Here is a 1,976-nt window from a genome sequence, read left to right as displayed (position 1 = left end):
TTAAATGCCGATGGTAGTTACACTTTTACACCAAATGACAATTTCAATGGTGCTGTTCCTGTAATTACTTATACCGTCACAGATGGTGCCGGTGATACGGATAGTTCTACCTTAACGATTTCAGTGACACCCGTATCAGATCTTATTGATGATAATGAGTCTGTTACAACAGCTGAAGATACAACAGCCACAGGCAATGTGTTAGATAATGCTGAAACTGCAGACGGTCCACTAACTGTTACAAGCTTTACGGTTGGTGGTAATACTTATAATGCAGGTGACACCGTTACCCTCACCGAAGGTGAGTTAACTTTAAATACCGATGGTAGCTATACCTTTACACCGAATGATAACTTCAATGGTGCTGTGCCTGTGATTACTTATACCGTCACAGATGGTGCCGGTGATACACAGAGTTCTACCTTAACTATTTCAGTAACTCCAGTTTCAGATTTAAGTGATGATAGTGAAACTGTCACGATAGCAGAAGACACAACAGCAACAGGCAATGTGTTAGATAATGCTGAAACAGCAGACGGTCCAATGACCGTCACCAGTTTTACTGTTGGTGGGAATACGTATAATTCAGGTGACACGGTTACCCTCACGGAAGGTGAGTTAACTTTAAATGCAGACGGTAGCTACACTTTCACTCCGAATGATAACTTTAATGGTGCTGTTCCTCTAATTACTTACATTGTTACTGACGGTGCAGGTGACACTCAGAGTTCTACCCTAACCATTTCAGTCACACCGGTTTCTGATTTAAGTGATGATAGTGAAACTGTCACGATAGCAGAAGATACAACAGCAACAGGTAATGTCCTTGATAATGCTGAAACAGCAGACGGACCATTAACTGTCACCAGCTTTATGGTTAACGGTAATACGTATAATGCAGGTGATACCGTTACTCACACTGAAGGTGAACTCACTTTAAATACCGATGGTAGCTACACTTTTACACCGAACGATAACTTTAATGGTGCTGTGCCAGTGATCAGCTACACCGTTACTGATGGTGCTGGTGATACTCAGAGTTCTACCTTAACAATTTCAGTGACACCAGTTTCAGATTTAAGCGATGATAATGAAACGGTCACGATATCAGAAGATACAATTGCCACAGGCAATGTGCTTGATAATTCAGCAACTGCCGATGGACCGTTAACCGTAACGAGTTTTATTGTTGATGGTAATACATATAGTGCAGGTGACACCGTTACCCTCACCGAAGGTGAGTTAACTTTAAATACCGATGGTAGTTATACCTTCACACCTAATGATAATTTCAACGGTGCTGTTCCTGTTATTACATATACAGTTACTGATGGTGCGGGTGATACTCAGACTTCTACCTTAACAATTTCAGTAACACCAGTGTCTGATCTGAGTGATGATAGTGAAACTGTTTCTGTCGCAGAAGACACAATTGCAACAGGTAATGTGCTTGATAATGCAGAAACAGCAGATGGTCCACTCACGGTAACGAGCTTTACGGTTGGTGGGAATACCTATAATGCAGGTGATACCGTTACTCTTACGGAAGGCGAGTTAACTTTAAATACCGATGGTAGCTATACTTTTACACCGAATGACAATTTCAATGGTGCTGTGCCTCTAATTACTTACATTGTTACTGATGGTGCGGGTGATACACAGACTTCTACCTTAACAATTTCAGTGACACCAGTTTCAGATTTAAGTGATGATAGTGAAACTGTCACGATAGCAGAAGATACAATTGCTACAGGCAATGTGCTTGATAATGCTGAAACTGCAGATGGTCCACTAACAGTAACGAGTTTTACGGTTGAGGGTAATACGTATAATGCAGGTGATACCGTTACTCTCACTGAAGGTGAGTTAACTTTAAATACCGATGGTAGTTATACCTTTACACCTAATGACAATTTCAACGGTGCTGTTCCTGTAATTACTTACATTGTTACTGACGGTGCAGGTGATACACAGAC

1 protein-coding gene is annotated in these 1,976 nt (G+C 41.1%); it reads left to right on the top strand.

Annotated elements, in window-relative coordinates; translation table 11 throughout:
• On the top strand, positions 1-1,976 hold a 1,976-nt coding region (locus H4J75_RS19480), incomplete at both ends, for a tandem-95 repeat protein (RefSeq protein ID WP_182223036.1).

Origin of the sequence: Colwellia sp. BRX10-1, from assembly GCF_014077545.1 — a bacterium.
GTDB lineage: Bacteria > Pseudomonadota > Gammaproteobacteria > Enterobacterales > Alteromonadaceae > Colwellia_A.
This window is presented reverse-complemented; position numbering and strand designations above follow the sequence as displayed.